Here is a 15,103-nt window from a genome sequence, read left to right on the forward strand (position 1 = left end):
AATTCAGATTATCTATTAATTAATTTACTGTAAATGTTTTGTTAGTTAGAAAACTAGTTGTATAGCTTCCGTTTTGAAATTCAGTATCCATAAGAATCTCTTTAAAAAGAGGGGCATTCGTTTTGATTCCCTCGATTTTCAGCTCATTAAAGAATCTGCTAGCCTTAGCAATGGCTTCTTCTCTCGTTTCTCCATAAATAATGCACTTGGCAATCATCGGGTCGTAAAAAGGAGTAACAGTTGTGCTTGAATCATACCCGGAATCTACACGGACGCCATCAAAGCTATTCCAGTGAAAAACTTCAATTTTCCCCGGTGATGGAAGAAAGCTTTTTGGATCTTCAGCATATAATCTAAATTCAATTGCATGTCCTGATCTCGAAATTTCAGTTTGCAGCAGCGGTAGCTGTTCCCCGCGTGCAACAAGGATTTGCCATTTCACCAAATCTAAACCAGTGATTTTCTCTGTTACAGGATGTTCTACTTGAAGTCTTGTATTCATTTCTAAAAAATAGAAATTTTCCTGTTCATCAACAATAAACTCAATTGTTCCGGCATTTTTATAATGAACAGCAGCTGCTGCTCTTAAAGCTGTTTCATACATTTTGTTCTTCGCTTCTTCAGACAAAAAAGGAGACGGTGATTCTTCTACCACTTTTTGATGTCTTCTTTGAATAGAACAATCCCTTTCATATAAATGCACAATATTTCCATGATGATCCCCAAAAACCTGTACTTCAACATGTCTTGCATTTTCTATATATTTTTCAACAAATACTTCTTCTGAGCCGAAATAGGCTTTAGCTCGTGCTTTCGTTGAACCAAAGGATTTGGCGAGCGCTTGCTCATTTTCACAGCGCACCATGCCTATTCCGCCACCTCCACCACTTGCTTTCAGCATGACAGGATAACCCATTGATTCTGCAAGACGACTTGCTTCTTCTAGAGTTGATGTACCTTCCTCGCTTCCCGGAACAACAGGCACACCAGCTTCCATCATCGTCCGCCTTGAAACAATTTTGTCCCCCATCAATTCAATTGTTTCTGGATCCGGTCCAATGAATACAATTCCGGCTTTTTGAACTTCCCTGGCAAAATCAGCATTCTCTGATAAGAACCCATAACCCGGATGAATTCCATCAACTCCTTCTCTCTTCGCTATTTCTAGAATCAATTCCGCCTTTAAATATGATTTATTTACAGGTGATTCTCCAATACTAAAAGAATATGTTGCATTTTTAACGAAAGGCATATCCTTATCTGCATCCGAGTAGACCGCTACAGTTTCAATACCCATTTCGTGACAAGTTTTTATGATTCTTAAAGCAATTTCGCCTCTGTTAGCAATTAATATTTTTTGCACTTTTATGCTCCCCTTTCTTTCTAGATGTATAACAATATGCTTTTGACTTTTACATCTTCATAAAAAATTAATTCTTAGCAGTTATGGAAGCTTAAAAACCATTAATCTTCATAATTCTGCCTAAAAAAACTTCTTAATATCCTATAAGTAATTATATTTCTACAATCTTCTGTCTTTTTCCTGCTTCCTATTGTAAACGCTTTCTGTTTTTTTTTGCAAATTTGCACAAAACTAATTTATACGAATTTGAATAAATTTTTGTTCGATTACAATTTATTGTTTATTGTTATATAATGATATTAGAAGAAAGCGCCTACATTTTTTATAGATATATGCAAACTTTTTTATTGGGACTAGTGAGGAGGAATACACATGAACTACAAGGTTGAAAAATTAGTTGTAAATTATAAGACATTGGAAGAGTTTAAAAAATTTAAAGAATATGGTTTACAAGAGCTTTCCATGCTTGAAGATCTTGAAGCCAATATTATTGAAAACAATAGCCAGTCTCCATTCTATGGTATTTATTTCGGGGACAAATTAGTAGCTAGAATGAGTCTTTATCAAGTTGAGAAAAAGTTTGACAGATATTTCGAACCTGCTCAAGATTATTTAGAATTATGGAAACTGGAAGTAATTCCTGATTATCAGAATAAAGGATATGGCACTGCACTTGTTGATTACGCAAAAAGTTATGGTCTCCCAATTAAGACAAATCCTAGAGTTAAATCAGCTGATTTTTGGCAAAAAATAGGATTTTCTTCCGTTCATTATGATATGGAAAGAGATCGCGGTGAAAATCCTCTAGTTTGGTTCCCAGAAGGAGTTAAGGAGAAATCACATTAACTTAAAATAAATGTACTAAAGCGGACATTAAATTGTCCGCTTTCTTTATTGTATGAAACTATATTTTTTGTTGATTATCCTCTTTTTTAACTTCAACCATTTTCCTTGCTCTTTCCATAATTTCTATTAATGATTTGTAATCCTTTTCGATTGAGTTTAATTCTTTTATCAATCTTTCGTTTTCCGATGCTAGATAGTACAATTGTTTTTCAAGCTGCTGAATTCTCATTTCATGGGATTTAATGTCCTCACTTCTCAAACTAGACTCATTAGCCTTTTCATATAGAGTTTTCAAATAACGGACCAAATCTTCAAATTCCATCATTTCTCCACTCCTAGTGGATTCTTTTGGAGGAAATTCAAGATTAGCCGCTGCTTGTTCAGTTTCCTTTCCTTTAGCGGACTCCTCATATTGTGAATTGTGCTTCCTTTCTTTACGCTGTTTTTTTGCAAGCTCAATTCCTGATTTATATTGTTTGCGCACGTATGAATTCCAGCGAAAACCGCAGGCTGCAGCAGTCCTCGATAGTTTTTTTCCTACTTTCTCGAAGGCTTGCAGCTGTGTGCCGCCCTCTCTGATATGACGCAGCACCATTTCTGCAAGCAGCAAATCTTCATCGTGTGTCCAAGCATCTTGTCGTGTTGAAGACATCAGAATATCCCTCCTAGTGTTTTTTATTTATACATATGCTTATGCTAGAAAAGATAGACTGATATCCTAAATGATTATTAACAAAGAAAGAAAGAAAACGTTATTTTTTTTCTAGAAACTCGGCTACTTTCCTGTGATGAGGATCCCCTTCCCATAATTTAGCACAATTCCTTACTTCTTCCTGTACCCTCTCTTTAATCCTAGTTTCATTCCATTTATTAGTTATCATTGTTTTATATGCCCTTAAGACATCCGTTTCAATGCTCAGCATTTTATTGAAGTACTTCCGAGCATGTGCCAGTAGATCTCCATCAGCAATAGATTGAAGGAAGCCCAGTTCCATTAATTGATTTGTATCAAATAAACCTGCCTCCATAAGCATTTTCATTGCATGAGCAGGTAGAAGCTTCTCATATAAGAAGGTTCCTCCTCCCCACCCTGTAGTAATTGCTAAAGAACCTTGTATAAATCCTGCCTTTATGTCCTTTTTTGCAATTCGGAAATCACAAGCCGAAGCTAGTTCACAACCTCCACCAACAGCAGTTCCATTGATTAAAGCAGCAGTTGGTTTTGGAAATAGCAAGAGCTTGACTAGCAAATTGGACATTCTACTAAGCATTTCATACGCTTCTTCTTCTGTTCTTAATCTGTGAAAAACTGATAGGTCACCTCCGGAACAAAATGCTCTATCTCCTGAACCTGTAATAGCTAAAATCTTAATGTTTTCATTATTAGCATATGTTAGTGCCTCTTCTAAACCATCCATAATGTCATAGCTAATAGCGTTCCTTTTCTCTGGCCTATTTATGGTAAAAAGCAAAATGCCATCTTGTTCCTCTAGTATGTAATGATTCATGGGTTCCTCCATTATTCATTTATTTTTATTAATAGTAACAAAATCTCTATATAGAATAAAAAATAATACACGCAAAATGATAAAAAGCACAAGAACATATAGTTCTTGTGCTTTTATCATGTGAAAATTAGTTATTTACAACTTCTTTTCCTTTGTATGTTCCGCAAGCCTTGCATACGCGGTGAGCAAGTTTCATTTCACCACAGTTTGGGCACGATACCATACCAGGAACCTGTAATTTAAAATGGGTACGACGCTTTCTTTTCGCAGTTTTAGAAGTTCTTCTAAAAGGTACAGCCATGTCAAACACCTCCTTAAAGAGATTTAGAGAGTGTAGTTTTCCTCCAATTATGAATCGGAAGAAGGATCACTTTGATTAAAAAAGTGAGCAAGTCCAGCAAGACGAGGATCAATTGTATCCTTTTTATCTTGCTCTTGAATGACCTCCCAATCTTTACCAGACTGAGGAGCGCCTTCTTCACTGCTATCTTCGCAGAATACTTGCATTGGAACCTCGAGTATTAGGATTTCATGAATGACCGGCATTAGGTCAATCACATCTCCTATTACTTGGTGAACTTCCTCATCGGCTTCATAGTCCAAACCTTTTAAGAGAAAAGTTTCTGTAGTTTCTACATTAATTGGATAGCTTACGTCAACTAACGTCCGAGAACAAGGAAGAACTAAATTTCCTTCAATCTTTAAATGGAAGGAGACCTTTGCAGAATCAATATCCGCACGTCCTGTAATCCTCATTGGTGAAGCGTCTCTAATGGTGGACTCTTTTGTTGTAATCTCACTCACGTCAACGATTTCATCTATAAGCATTTCCTTGTTTCGTTGTTTTTGTAACTGACTTAATGTCCATTTCATATAAATCACCCCAAGGCAACAAAGGTAATTATAGCTTTCAAATAATTATTTGTCAATATAATTTCTTTACAGTATAATGTGGTCATTATCAGATTATTTACATCTTTTTCCCTATGTGCTTATCTGATATTCTTCACCTTCTTATTCCCTTTTAAACTTTATTAAGGAGAAAACTTAAAATGAACGCAGTTGGTGTAATTGTTGAATATAATCCGTTTCATAATGGTCATGCATTTCACTTGAAAGAAGCTAAAAAACTTGCGGATGCTGAAGTCGTTATTGCTGTCATGAGCGGACAGTTTCTGCAAAGAGGCGAACCAGCACTAGTATCTAAATGGAAGCGAACGGAAATGGCATTATTAGCCGGAGCTGATATTGTTTTTGAATTACCATATACATTTGCCACACAGCAGGCCAATTCATTCGCTAGTGGAGCGGTTTCCATTTTAGAGGCCGCAAGATGCCACTCCCTTTGCTTTGGAAGTGAATCAGGAAATATTGAAAGTTTTTACCGGACCATCTCTTTTCTTGATGAGAACAATGAAGAATATCAAAGCAAAATTAGATTTTTTATCGAACAAGGGAATAGTTTTCCGAAGGCATCCGCACTGGCTTTCCAAGAACTTTGTCCTAATGAGGATTTGCTTGATTTGTCAAAACCAAATAATATTTTAGGCTATCAATATGTAAAAGCTGCTCAAAAACAAAAAGCTAAAATAGAACTTTTAACAATAGCCAGGAAGAATGCCAATTATCATGACCCGCATTTTGCTTCAGAAACAATTGCAAGTGCTACAAGTATTCGAAAAGCTTTATTTTCTCATAATAGCGAAATGTTGACTGTTAAGCAATACATGCCTGAAACTTCCTTTCAAGCCTTGCTCGATTACAAAGAACAATTCGGACTTCTACATGGGTGGGAAAACTACTGGCCATTACTTAAATATAAGCTGCTCCAATCCTCTATTGATGAGATTAAAAATATTTACGAAATAGAAGAAGGGCTTGAAAATCGGCTAATTGCTGCTGCTTTAGAATCTAATCATTTTCAAGAGTTTATGGAGAAAATAAAAACAAAAAGATATACTTGGACAAGACTTCAAAGGGCATGTGTGCACATACTAACAAATACAACAAAGCAAGAAATGGATAAAAAGACTGAAAAAGCAGCATACTTAAGGCTTCTAGGAATGAGTATGAATGGAAAACAATACTTAAATAAGTACAAATCAAAGCTTGGTCTGCCTTTAATATCAAAAATACCGTCAGAAAAACATTCGAGTCTAGCTCTAGATATTAAAGCTTCACGCATTTATGCAATGGGAGCGTCAGGAAAAAGCCAAGAGCGTTTACTGGAAATGGAATATAAGCAACCACCTATCTTGATATAAATAAAATAGCGGCTATTCGCCGCTATTTTTCTTTTAATTTTGTTAAAAACTTGATGGCCTCATCAAATGTATCAACAGGGATGATCTTCATGTCAGATCCGATTTCTTTTGCCGTCTTGACTGCAGCATTATAATTAGAATCCTTTGACCCATTCTCATGAGGAGCAAAGAAAATCTCTGCACCTGCTTTATTAGCAGCAACTATCTTTTGTTCAATTCCTCCAATTCTGCCTATATTTCCGTTAGAATCAATTGTCCCAGTACCTGCAATTTGATAGCCCCTCGTCAAATCTTCCTTAACTAACTGATTATATATTTCAAGCGAGAACATAAAGCCTGCAGACGGTCCGCCGATATCTTCACTGTTTATTGTGACATTTGGTGTAACGATAATTTCTTTATCATCCACTAACGCGATTCCAACCCCTACTTTTCCTGTTTCCTTCAGCCTTTGTAAAGTAATCTTGACATCGCTTGTTTTATCTTGGCGTTTTATTGTAAATAGAACTTCATCGCCCTCTTTTTTACCAGAAACAAACTGAATAAATTGCTCTGACGAATCAAACTCATTGCCATCTACTTTAAAGATTCGATCGCCTGCTTTCAGTTTGCCGTCTGCCGGCATTCCAGGCATAACATTTAATACAAAAATGCCATTATACTCGTATTGGATCGGAATATTCGCTTTTTTATAAGCAGTTTCAATAGCAGATTGTTTAGAGGAAGCCATTAAATGAAGCTGCCGAACATTATATTCTTCTTCTGTTTCATTTTCTCTCCGAATTTCATTAATTTGATATAACTCCTGATATGGATTAAGCTTTGCTATCAAATAGGAGTATATATTTGCTTTCCCCATCCTTACTGTAGTTAACATGAAGTTGCCTTCTTCTTTATAGCCATTTTCCACATGAACAATGGGTTCCAGCTCTTTAGCCAAACCAGGCTTCGATACATAATAAGGTAAAGTGTAAAATGAACTTAGTATCAAAACAACTGCTGCGATCATGAAGGAACGCATAACATACTTATTTCTCATCCACTTGAAGGCTCCTTCCACTCATTTATCACCTGTTTTATTTGAGGAATAAATTTTCTTGTTTCTTCTTCCCCTATTCTAATAATATCTTCAATATTTGTAAAAGCTCTTGAACTATACATTTCAACTCTTGGTTTTATCATAAGGTCAGAAACGATTTCCCGATGTGAGACAAGCTCCATTTGCAAGATATCAAGACTTTGCATAATAACATCATAAATTGAAGTAATCTCCGCATTCGTTTTTACATGTGATACATCGATGGCAATGACAATATCCGCACCCATTTCCTTTACTACTGAAACAGGTACCCGATCAACTACTCCACCGTCAACTAATAGTCGCCCATTAAGCCTTTCTGGAACAAAAATACCCGGGATTGAAATGCTGGCACGAACCGCATCTGCAATCGGGCCTTTATCAAAAATTATCTTTTCTCCTGTCATCAAGTCTGTTGCTACAACCTTAACAGGCAGCTTTAATTGTTCCAAATTTTTCCCGTGGGTAAAAATACGAATAAGTTCCTTTACTCTCTTTCCAGCAATGAAGCCCATTTTAGGAACAGTAAAATCAAGATAGTATTTTCGTTTAAACGCTTTTGCTAATTTATAAAGCCTTTCAATATCGAGCCCTGCTCCGTAAAAACAGCCGACCATTGCCCCCATACTGCTCCCGGCTATTAAATCAATAGGAATACCCTCTTCATTTAAAACCTTTATTGCCCCCAAATGAGCGAAACCTCTGGCACCTCCCGATCCAAGGGCTAAACCAATTTTCGGCCTATCCAAATCAATTCCTCCCTATGATGCGACTTTTCTCCAAAATTTAATATTGGAAAGTACATTGAACTGTTCATTGATTTTTAAATAGAATGATTTCATGTTCAATCTTATGGTCTATTTTGCAGTTCTATGAGTATATTGATTTATAGAGGACAAGGCTGAAATGACAAAATGAATTACTGTAATTAAAACACATTGAAACCCCATTAAAAAAGATAAATTTAATTGTTCAACTTTTGAGGGAGGCTTTGCCCAGTGCTACGTTCCAAAATAAAAACAATTATTCTTGCTCTATCCGTAACGTTAATGGCTCTATCACTCATTTCGTTTCCTCAAGAGTCAGTAGATGCTTCCATTAGAGGCTTAAACATGTGGTGGGAAATCGTCTTTCCTTCTCTCCTGCCATTTTTTATTGTTTCGGAAATGCTTATCGGTTTTGGCGTTGTCCGCTTCATAGGAGTCCTTCTTGAACCTCTTATGAGGCCATTATTCCGTGTACCTGGTGTTGGCGGATTTGTTTGGGCAATGGGAATGGCCTCTGGCTTTCCAGCAGGTGCGAAACTGACTGCTAGACTTAGACAAGAAGGACAAATATCCAAAACAGAGGCTGAACGATTAGTTTCATTCACAAATTGCTCGAATCCATTATTTATTTTCGGTGCGGTTTCTGTCGGTTTTTTTCATAATGCCAAGCTTGGTATAATCCTTGCATTGGCCCATTATTTAGGTAATTTCACAGTAGGATTGATTATGAGATTCTATGGACGAAATAACGAGGATACAAATAAAGAGAAACATGGAAAGCCCTCTATTCGATATGCACTATCCATTCTCCATCGCACTAGGCTTAATGATAATCGTCCAATTGGTAAGCTTCTTGGCGATGCAGTCATGTCTTCTATTAGTACTTTATTAATGATTGGCGGTTTTATCATTCTCTTTTCAGTCATTAATAAATTGCTATACCACCTTGGAATTACTTCATTCTTAGCAAGCGGACTTGAAGTTCTTTTGACAGGTTTTGGCTTGCCAGCAGAATTAAGCACACCCTTTATATCTGGTATATTTGAAATCACCCTCGGAAGCCAGCTAACTAGCCAGGTACAGGAAGCTACTCTTATGCAGCAAGCTGTTATTACGAGTTTTATTTTGGCATTTAGCGGCTTTAGTGTGCAGGCACAGGTTGCCAGCATATTAGCACAAACTGATATTGATTTTAAACCTTTCTTTATCGCTAGAATTTTCCATGGTTTTTTTGCTGCCGCATATGCAGCAATTCTTTGGAATCCTATTTTTGAACGTTTTTACAATACAGAACAGCCTTCGAACGCAGTCCCAGTTGTATTATTAGGTGAAGGCACATGGTTCCAAAAATGGTTTACTATCATTTCAGATGCAGGTCCTCTAATAACCATTTTCGCATTACTTAGCTATACAATGTTACTTTCTAGAAGGTTAGGGAAATAAGAGGTATAATTTTTGTTAAAATTAACGAGCACAAAATTGTGCTCGTTCTTTGTTATTTCAAAAATTTATTTTTTAATGCTGTCTCAACAGTAGGCGGAACAAGCTCTGAAATCTTTCCATTATATTTTGCAACCTCTTTAACAATGCTTGAGCTTAAAAAAGAATACTGATTATTTGTCATGATAAAGAAGGTTTCAATTTTATCGTCCAGTACACGGTTCATAGATGTAATTTGCATCTCATATTCAAAATCTGAAACAGCACGCAGGCCACGTATAATAGCGCTTGCATTTACACCGCTTGCATAATCAACAAGCAGCCCCTGAAAGGAGGCAACGGTTACATTAGGGATCTCCTTTGTCACTTCTTTTATTAATTCTAATCTTTCATCTACAGTAAATAATGGTTTTTTCGAAGAATTATTTAATACAACGACATGAATCTCATCAAACACTTTTGCACTTCTTCTAATGATATCAAGATGACCATAAGTAATTGGATCAAAACTTCCGGGGCAAACAGCAATTCCGCCCATAATTATCCCCCTTAATCAATTATATCTGCTTATGATAAATAGTTATTGCAATAATGCCGTATGTTTCACATTTTCTCTTTTCCAGCGCTCCAACTGTATCAGGCAATTCGATATCCGATCCATGCTCGCATACAATCGTTCCACCTTCATCAAGAATATTTTCACTGTTAATGATTTCAAGAAGCTTCAGAAGCTGCTGTTTTTTATAAGGCGGATCCAAAAAGATAATATCAAATATTAATCCTCTTTTCATTACAGCCTTCAGTGCCCTTTCTGCTTCATTTCGATAGATTTCTGTATGATCTTCAAAATCACATATTTTCACATTTTCGTGAATAGTCTGAATCGCCTTCCCATCTCTATCTACAAAAATTGCTTTATCAGCCCCTCGGCTCAAGGCCTCAATACCAAGCCCGCCGCTCCCGGCAAATAGGTCAAGAACTATTCCACCATTGAAATACGGTCCGATAATATTAAACATCGCTTCTTTCACTTTATCTGTTGTTGGTCTCGTTGAACTCCCAGGTACCGCCTTTAAGGCTTTTCCTTTTTTAATGCCTGAAACTACTCTCATATTCATTATCACCACTAATCATTGCTAGTATCAATTTTTCCTTCCTATCCTACCATAATTATTTATTTGCCGCCAATCAGTTTATTTATGTTTTCTGCCAAATGAAATGTTTTATTAGATGAGCAATGAAAAAAATCTCCATTAATGGGTATATCCAATACTTTTGTGGAAATAATGTTAGTAACAGCATCTATTCGAGGATGTTGTTGCCAACCGCGGAGAAGACTTACGTTTCCCCATAAGTTCTTCCTCCGGTTTCTCCTCTCCCTTTGCCTTCTATCCTTCTTGAGGATATAGAAGGACCCTGCAGATATTCTGCAGGGTTTTTTATTTATACAGGAACTTAATTTAATTCTCATCAGATAATATTATTTCTTTCTCTTCCTCATCAATTGAAACCTTGAACAATGTCTCAATCCATTGCTTGCTAATATAAATGCTGCCGTTAATTGTAGATAATGGTCTTTCTAATAATCCATAGTCATCTTCATTATAAATAAAAATATTTCTGTTTAAGAAAAACCTGTATGTGTTAGTCCCTTTAACAAGAAGAATAGTTTCTTTATCTTCAAGAACTTCTGCTTGATAATCCAGCGCTTTCATCGTTTTAATAAACGGAAATAAGCTTTTTCCTTCTTCATAAAGAACCTTTATTCCATCCACATTGTGCCCATTTATTTTAACCTTCCGAGAATCGTAGAAATATAACGGAACAATTGAATTAGGAGTTTCACTATTATAAACAAAGAAGCTTGTACTTAATCCTCTTAAATTAGAAATATAGTTGTCCAATTCCTTAATCGTAATTAGATTTGGACTCTTATTAATTAATCCAATAAAATGTTTCAATTCATCTTCTGAAAGCTTGCTCTTTAATTCAAGTAATACTTCTTTACCTTTCGTCGTTTCTGCTGGTAAATTTGCTGAATATGAAGTTAAAACATCAAGGACCCATTGTTGATCAGACGGCAGACTTTTAAATTTTTTCTCATAATAATATTGAATCAGTTTTCTTTTTAAAGATTCCTCTTTAATATTTGGTTTCAAAATTAATATTCCGCGGCTTGTCTGTTCAATATGCTGATCGGTGAGAATTACAGTTACAAAAGGGTAATGATTAAGAGCATCAAGCTCCTTCATGTAAAATTTATTATTTAATTTAGCGCCGCTATAAAATTGTATAAATCCAGTGCTGCCATCAGCTTTCTCAAGATGCTTAGATTGCCAATATAAACTAGGTGCAGTTCCTGCAGCTTCAAAATAATAATAATCAATTAAATCCATTTCTTTAAAACCTTTCATCTCTGCCCCTGCCGCCCATGTACCGCTACGATTAACCGTATCAACAATAATAATTGTTGACCTTGTAATTGTTACTTCAGGAACTATTGCTGTCCATTTTTCAAGTAAGTAAGCTTTATTTTTCTGTGCGGTTGGGATCGTATATTCAAATATTAATTCATTTTGATCAGGGATTATTGTTAAAGAGCTCTCCTTTGATGAATTGCAAGGATCATTATTTTTATTCATGCAAGAAAAGCGAAAAAGGCTTTCTGGCTTAATAATTTTGTATTCCTTTTTTGCTGTAATTCCAGTTATTTTTTGTGTAATATTTAGTTCATTCCCAGATGACTTCACAGTAATTTCTTGTTCTACTTTTTCGGCAGGTACATTTATAGAGTCATTTTGTTTAGAATACGCCTTCCATTGCCAAAACAGCATACCGCCAATAACTGTTGTTAACACAATAGATATTAGGACAACCGTCTTCCACATACAAATCCCCTTTACTAACTTTCCTAGTATAACCATAGCAAATCCCAAAGCATCAGTACATGGATTTTGTATAAAAATGGCGAAAAAAGTATAAAATTTTTACTGCCGATTATTAAGTTGAGGATTCCTTTACAAAGAGCTTCTATTTCAAATTGGAAAATGATAAAGTAATTTTGGACAATTTTGTTTTAGTAGGAGGGAATAATCACTTGATCCAACGATTTATAGAGCTTGGGGAAGGCTATTCGGATATTTATGAACTCATAGAGATTGCAAAAGCTAACAAGGAACGACTCGTTCACCTGATGGCTTTTCATACGATTATTGATAATCGAAATATGACATCCCTTGCAGTTATATTAAAACCGACAAACCCAGGAGACTTTCAACCACTGTATATTTGCAGAGAGGGAATACCAAATCCAAATACAATACCTAATAAACGATTTGATTTATTTTCAGCTGTAGCTGCCGAATTAAATAAAGAAATTATTCAATTCGATATTAAGCCTTCGGCCATTTTTGCAGAAAAAGAGTTATTTTACCAATATTTAATAGGGATATTAAGATTAAACCATTATATACCGCCTTTACAGTAAGAAGAAAAAAAGGTGAGGAACCTTTGTCCTCACCTTTAAATACCCATTTTATAATCATATTCCTTTGCTTTATCAGGCTTTGAGTTTTCAAACTCCATTTTCAAAAATGGTTTGTATGATGGTTCTACCTTTTTAACAAATGAAAAGGCACTGATTTTCCCCATTATTTCATCAGCTTCCTCAAGATTACAATATAAAACTACATATTTCAGTCTTTTAGAAACATAATGGACATTTCCAAATCTTCGTAACATTTTTGCCTGCTTTAATGAATACAGCCAGACAATTATTCCCTGCCGTTGACCGAGCATATTTTCTTCCCCTTCAAAATCAACTATTTTTATTAGTCTAGCATAAAAAATCATCCGCTTTCAATGGGCTGAAACATGAATGCTAAAAATTCTAATAAAAAGAAGCAGCACTGAAATCCAATGCCGCCAAAACTTAGTTAAGAACAGCCACAGCTACCACCTGAACCACATCCACCACCACAGCTAGATGAGCTGTCAAAAAACGGATTTCCCGTAGGCACCTTAATGTGATCGGAAACTGAGCGTCCAATTATCATACTTACTTCATCAAGAATAGCCTGCAAATCATTTTCCGCTTTTCTGAATTCTGCAACATGTACATCCATATCCATTTCTCTTTTTAGTTCACGGATTGCTGTCATTACAGTTTTGTAATCAGGGTGGTACTTTCCAAAGCGCTGAACTTCCTCATATTGTTCTTTTATTTTTACGAACTCATTTATTTTCTTTTGTGTTTCCTTGTTGGTCTTTAATTTATATAAACATTGGCGGTATCGTTCTGCCTCTATTGAATGAATAATCATTGCAGCAATTTGTTCTGCAGTATCTAATATTTCAACTCTCTCAGTTGTAGCAAGCAAATCCAGCTCACCTCCGTTTCATATTTTATCATGAAACAGCGGAAATCAAAAGTTATGGGATTGTCACATAAAATTCCCTTTTCAATATTGAAGATGTTTCGTTATCCTTTAAAACCTCTAATTTAATTTTGTGTGTCCCAGCAGATAATCCTTTCACAATAAATGCAGCAGATGAAATTTGATCTTTTTTCTGTCCATCTATATATAGAATAATGCTTCCTTTATTTGAAGCATTCGTCTCTCTAAAAGTAATTCCAGGTACAATACACTCAATAAAAAGATTTTTTCCTTTTACTTGATGATTTACATAAAATTGATCACTACTGTTTTGTGCTATTGCAGTTACTGCAACATCCTTGTTACTAGTAGAAACATTCATCGGTTCAACTATAAATTTGGTTTCTGGCTTTGGCTTGTCCTTATGACAGCCTGTAGTAACAACTAATAAGCAAATCATGTATAAATAAATGAACCGTCTCATCGGCCTCACCCCTTTTAAATAGGTAACTTGTATGTAATTTATTGTTTGCGTTATCCGCTATTTTTACTCTGATTCATTTTAAGATTTGAAAAAAACCAAAAGCCTTCTTTGTAAAAAAGAAAGCTTTTGATTATGTTTGAGATTTCATCGCCTGAAACATACTCATCATCATTGAGGCCATTTGTACACCATTTGTAAATTTTTCAACTTTATGTGGGATTGTCTTTTGATAATGATGCAGCGCAGCGATCTCCAACGCCTGTAGATCATGTGGATTCCTGGATAACCGCCGATACCAAACAGGCTGCTGTCTTATGAATTGCTGTATTTCTCTGTTTTGACTCACATAATCAACTATGTCTTTTCTCATATCTTTCCCCTTTTAGCTAATCTTTTTTAAACGTAAATGGGTTTGAAGGAGGCTGGTTTACATTACTTGGCTTTTGTCCCGGATTACTACTACCTTGAAATTGAGAAATCACTCCTTGAATTGCTGCTAAAGCTTGATTGAGGTTCGTAATATATCCTTGAACTTGGTTTGGATCCATTCTCTTAACTGAATTAAAAATATTGGACATCCAATCCGTCTTCTTCTCTTCTGTTTTATTTTCAGGCTGAGCATCCGATCGGAATGATTCCCATTTTGAATCTTCTTCACCTAATAAGTACCAATCTTCATATAATTCCTGCCAGGATGACCTGCCCTCACGAACCTCTAGAACAATCTTTGGATTTTTTTTAACAAATTCCTTAAATTGCACAACTGTTGGATGAAGCTCTTTTTTAGTCATTTGTGCCTTTCACCTCGGTTTGTTACAAATGCCTATCATAGTGTATGTAATATTTGATAAAAGGTGAAATAACCAAATAATTTCTAAATATAAATGATTATCTAAAAATGGTAATATGGTTACAGAACTTACTCCAAAGGTGAATTGCAATGAAGAATCAAGTAAGAGAAATGTTAGAGGACTAGC

General features: G+C 35.5%; 19 protein-coding genes. 4 read left to right on the forward strand and 15 right to left on the reverse strand.

What is annotated here, in order from left to right:
* Nucleotides 1–19 precede the first annotated feature (19 nt).
* Nucleotides 20–1,363 (reverse strand): acetyl-CoA carboxylase biotin carboxylase subunit, encoded by a 1,344-nt coding sequence (locus tag H0173_RS02450; protein WP_221844324.1) that lies wholly within the window; start codon nt 1,361–1,363, stop codon nt 20–22.
* A 372-nt stretch (nt 1,364–1,735) separates the two neighbouring features.
* Here H0173_RS02450 and H0173_RS02455 point away from each other — a divergent pair, with 372 nt between their 5' ends.
* A complete protein-coding gene (locus H0173_RS02455; protein WP_221844325.1) occupies nt 1,736–2,209 on the forward strand; it encodes an N-acetyltransferase in 474 nt (157 codons plus the stop codon).
* Between the two features lie 58 nt (nt 2,210–2,267).
* Here the strand turns inward: H0173_RS02455 and H0173_RS02460 are convergent, their stop codons facing one another.
* The 4 genes from H0173_RS02460 to H0173_RS02475 form a co-directional block, all read right to left on the reverse strand.
* On the reverse strand, nt 2,268–2,861 hold the full coding sequence (locus tag H0173_RS02460; protein WP_221844326.1) for an RsfA family transcriptional regulator: 594 nt from the start codon (nt 2,859–2,861) through the stop codon (nt 2,268–2,270).
* 100 nt (nt 2,862–2,961) lie between these two features.
* On the reverse strand, nt 2,962–3,717 hold the full coding sequence (locus H0173_RS02465) for an enoyl-CoA hydratase/isomerase family protein (RefSeq protein ID WP_221844327.1): 756 nt from the start codon (nt 3,715–3,717) through the stop codon (nt 2,962–2,964).
* 127 nt (nt 3,718–3,844) lie between these two features.
* On the reverse strand, nt 3,845–4,018 hold the full coding sequence (rpmF, locus tag H0173_RS02470) for a 50S ribosomal protein L32 (RefSeq protein ID WP_053475556.1): 174 nt from the start codon (nt 4,016–4,018) through the stop codon (nt 3,845–3,847).
* A gap of 47 nt (nt 4,019–4,065) precedes the next feature.
* Entirely contained in the window at nt 4,066–4,590 is a 525-nt protein-coding gene (locus H0173_RS02475) for a YceD family protein (RefSeq protein WP_221844328.1), read from the reverse strand.
* A gap of 179 nt (nt 4,591–4,769) precedes the next feature.
* On the opposite strand from H0173_RS02475, the gene H0173_RS02480 reads away from it, so the two are divergent.
* Nucleotides 4,770–5,981, forward strand: coding sequence for a nucleotidyltransferase (locus H0173_RS02480; protein ID WP_221844329.1), 1,212 nt, complete (start codon nt 4,770–4,772; stop codon nt 5,979–5,981).
* Between the two features lie 22 nt (nt 5,982–6,003).
* Here the strand turns inward: H0173_RS02480 and H0173_RS02485 are convergent, their stop codons facing one another.
* The gene (locus tag H0173_RS02485) at nt 6,004–7,020 is read right to left on the reverse strand and encodes a SepM family pheromone-processing serine protease (protein WP_221844330.1); all 1,017 of its coding nucleotides are present in this window, start codon (nt 7,018–7,020) and stop codon (nt 6,004–6,006) included.
* Nucleotides 7,017–7,808, reverse strand: a complete 792-nt coding sequence (locus H0173_RS02490) for a patatin-like phospholipase family protein (protein ID WP_221844331.1) — start codon at nt 7,806–7,808, stop codon at nt 7,017–7,019. The genes H0173_RS02485 and H0173_RS02490 overlap by 4 nt, the downstream gene beginning before the upstream one ends.
* Nucleotides 7,809–8,057: 249 nt before the next feature.
* Here H0173_RS02490 and ylbJ point away from each other — a divergent pair, with 249 nt between their 5' ends.
* Entirely contained in the window at nt 8,058–9,269 is a 1,212-nt protein-coding gene (ylbJ, locus tag H0173_RS02495) for a sporulation integral membrane protein YlbJ (protein ID WP_221844332.1), read from the forward strand.
* Between the two features lie 52 nt (nt 9,270–9,321).
* Here ylbJ and coaD read toward each other — a convergent pair whose 3' ends face one another.
* The 3 genes from coaD to H0173_RS02510 form a co-directional block, all read right to left on the reverse strand.
* The gene (coaD, locus tag H0173_RS02500) at nt 9,322–9,804 is read right to left on the reverse strand and encodes a pantetheine-phosphate adenylyltransferase (RefSeq protein ID WP_221844333.1); all 483 of its coding nucleotides are present in this window, start codon (nt 9,802–9,804) and stop codon (nt 9,322–9,324) included.
* Between the two features lie 19 nt (nt 9,805–9,823).
* Nucleotides 9,824–10,378 (reverse strand): 16S rRNA (guanine(966)-N(2))-methyltransferase RsmD, encoded by a 555-nt coding sequence (gene rsmD / locus H0173_RS02505; protein WP_221844334.1) that lies wholly within the window; start codon nt 10,376–10,378, stop codon nt 9,824–9,826.
* Nucleotides 10,379–10,726: 348 nt separating this feature from the next.
* Nucleotides 10,727–12,154, reverse strand: coding sequence for a stalk domain-containing protein (locus H0173_RS02510; protein ID WP_221844335.1), 1,428 nt, complete (start codon nt 12,152–12,154; stop codon nt 10,727–10,729).
* Nucleotides 12,155–12,363: 209 nt separating this feature from the next.
* On the opposite strand from H0173_RS02510, the gene H0173_RS02515 reads away from it, so the two are divergent.
* Nucleotides 12,364–12,753, forward strand: a complete 390-nt coding sequence (locus H0173_RS02515) for a DUF7147 family protein (protein ID WP_221844336.1) — start codon at nt 12,364–12,366, stop codon at nt 12,751–12,753.
* A 35-nt stretch (nt 12,754–12,788) separates the two neighbouring features.
* Here H0173_RS02515 and H0173_RS02520 read toward each other — a convergent pair whose 3' ends face one another.
* The 5 genes from H0173_RS02520 to H0173_RS02540 all read right to left on the reverse strand — a co-directional run bounded on the left by H0173_RS02520 (nt 12,789) and on the right by H0173_RS02540 (nt 14,917).
* A complete protein-coding gene (locus tag H0173_RS02520) occupies nt 12,789–13,064 on the reverse strand; it encodes a YlbG family protein (RefSeq protein ID WP_221844337.1) in 276 nt (91 codons plus the stop codon).
* A 137-nt stretch (nt 13,065–13,201) separates the two neighbouring features.
* The gene (locus tag H0173_RS02525) at nt 13,202–13,645 is read right to left on the reverse strand and encodes a YlbF/YmcA family competence regulator (RefSeq protein WP_221844338.1); all 444 of its coding nucleotides are present in this window, start codon (nt 13,643–13,645) and stop codon (nt 13,202–13,204) included.
* 52 nt (nt 13,646–13,697) lie between these two features.
* A complete protein-coding gene (locus H0173_RS02530) occupies nt 13,698–14,126 on the reverse strand; it encodes a hypothetical protein (RefSeq protein ID WP_221844339.1) in 429 nt (142 codons plus the stop codon).
* A gap of 130 nt (nt 14,127–14,256) precedes the next feature.
* Nucleotides 14,257–14,496 carry a YlbE-like family protein gene (locus tag H0173_RS02535; RefSeq protein ID WP_221844340.1) on the reverse strand — a complete coding sequence of 80 codons (240 nt, stop codon included), beginning with the start codon at nt 14,494–14,496 and terminating at the stop codon, nt 14,257–14,259.
* A 16-nt stretch (nt 14,497–14,512) separates the two neighbouring features.
* The gene (locus tag H0173_RS02540) at nt 14,513–14,917 is read right to left on the reverse strand and encodes a YlbD family protein (protein WP_221844341.1); all 405 of its coding nucleotides are present in this window, start codon (nt 14,915–14,917) and stop codon (nt 14,513–14,515) included.
* Nucleotides 14,918–15,103 lie beyond the last annotated feature (186 nt).

This window comes from Bacillus sp. S/N-304-OC-R1, assembly GCF_019749375.1.
In the GTDB taxonomy this organism is placed as follows: domain Bacteria; phylum Bacillota; class Bacilli; order Bacillales; family Cytobacillaceae; genus Cytobacillus.

Excerpts from the sequence above, each read along its gene's own strand:
- coaD (WP_221844333.1), bottom strand. The coding sequence starts at position 9,804 with ATGGGCGGAATTGCTGTTTGCCCCGGAAGTTTTGATCCAATTACTTAT.
- H0173_RS02460 (WP_221844326.1), bottom strand. The coding sequence starts at position 2,861 with ATGTCTTCAACACGACAAGATGCTTGGACACACGATGAAGATTTGCTG.
- H0173_RS02535 (WP_221844340.1), bottom strand. The coding sequence starts at position 14,496 with ATGAGAAAAGACATAGTTGATTATGTGAGTCAAAACAGAGAAATACAG.
- H0173_RS02480 (WP_221844329.1), top strand. The coding sequence starts at position 4,770 with ATGAACGCAGTTGGTGTAATTGTTGAATATAATCCGTTTCATAATGGT.
- H0173_RS02455 (WP_221844325.1), top strand. The coding sequence starts at position 1,736 with ATGAACTACAAGGTTGAAAAATTAGTTGTAAATTATAAGACATTGGAA.
- rsmD (WP_221844334.1), bottom strand. The coding sequence starts at position 10,378 with ATGAGAGTAGTTTCAGGCATTAAAAAAGGAAAAGCCTTAAAGGCGGTA.
- H0173_RS02520 (WP_221844337.1), bottom strand. The coding sequence starts at position 13,064 with ATGCTCGGTCAACGGCAGGGAATAATTGTCTGGCTGTATTCATTAAAG.
- H0173_RS02465 (WP_221844327.1), bottom strand. The coding sequence starts at position 3,717 with ATGAATCATTACATACTAGAGGAACAAGATGGCATTTTGCTTTTTACC.
- H0173_RS02510 (WP_221844335.1), bottom strand. The coding sequence starts at position 12,154 with ATGTGGAAGACGGTTGTCCTAATATCTATTGTGTTAACAACAGTTATT.
- H0173_RS02485 (WP_221844330.1), bottom strand. The coding sequence starts at position 7,020 with ATGAGAAATAAGTATGTTATGCGTTCCTTCATGATCGCAGCAGTTGTT.
- H0173_RS02475 (WP_221844328.1), bottom strand. The coding sequence starts at position 4,590 with ATGAAATGGACATTAAGTCAGTTACAAAAACAACGAAACAAGGAAATG.
- rpmF (WP_053475556.1), bottom strand. The coding sequence starts at position 4,018 with ATGGCTGTACCTTTTAGAAGAACTTCTAAAACTGCGAAAAGAAAGCGT.
- H0173_RS02530 (WP_221844339.1), bottom strand. The coding sequence starts at position 14,126 with ATGAGACGGTTCATTTATTTATACATGATTTGCTTATTAGTTGTTACT.
- H0173_RS02540 (WP_221844341.1), bottom strand. The coding sequence starts at position 14,917 with ATGACTAAAAAAGAGCTTCATCCAACAGTTGTGCAATTTAAGGAATTT.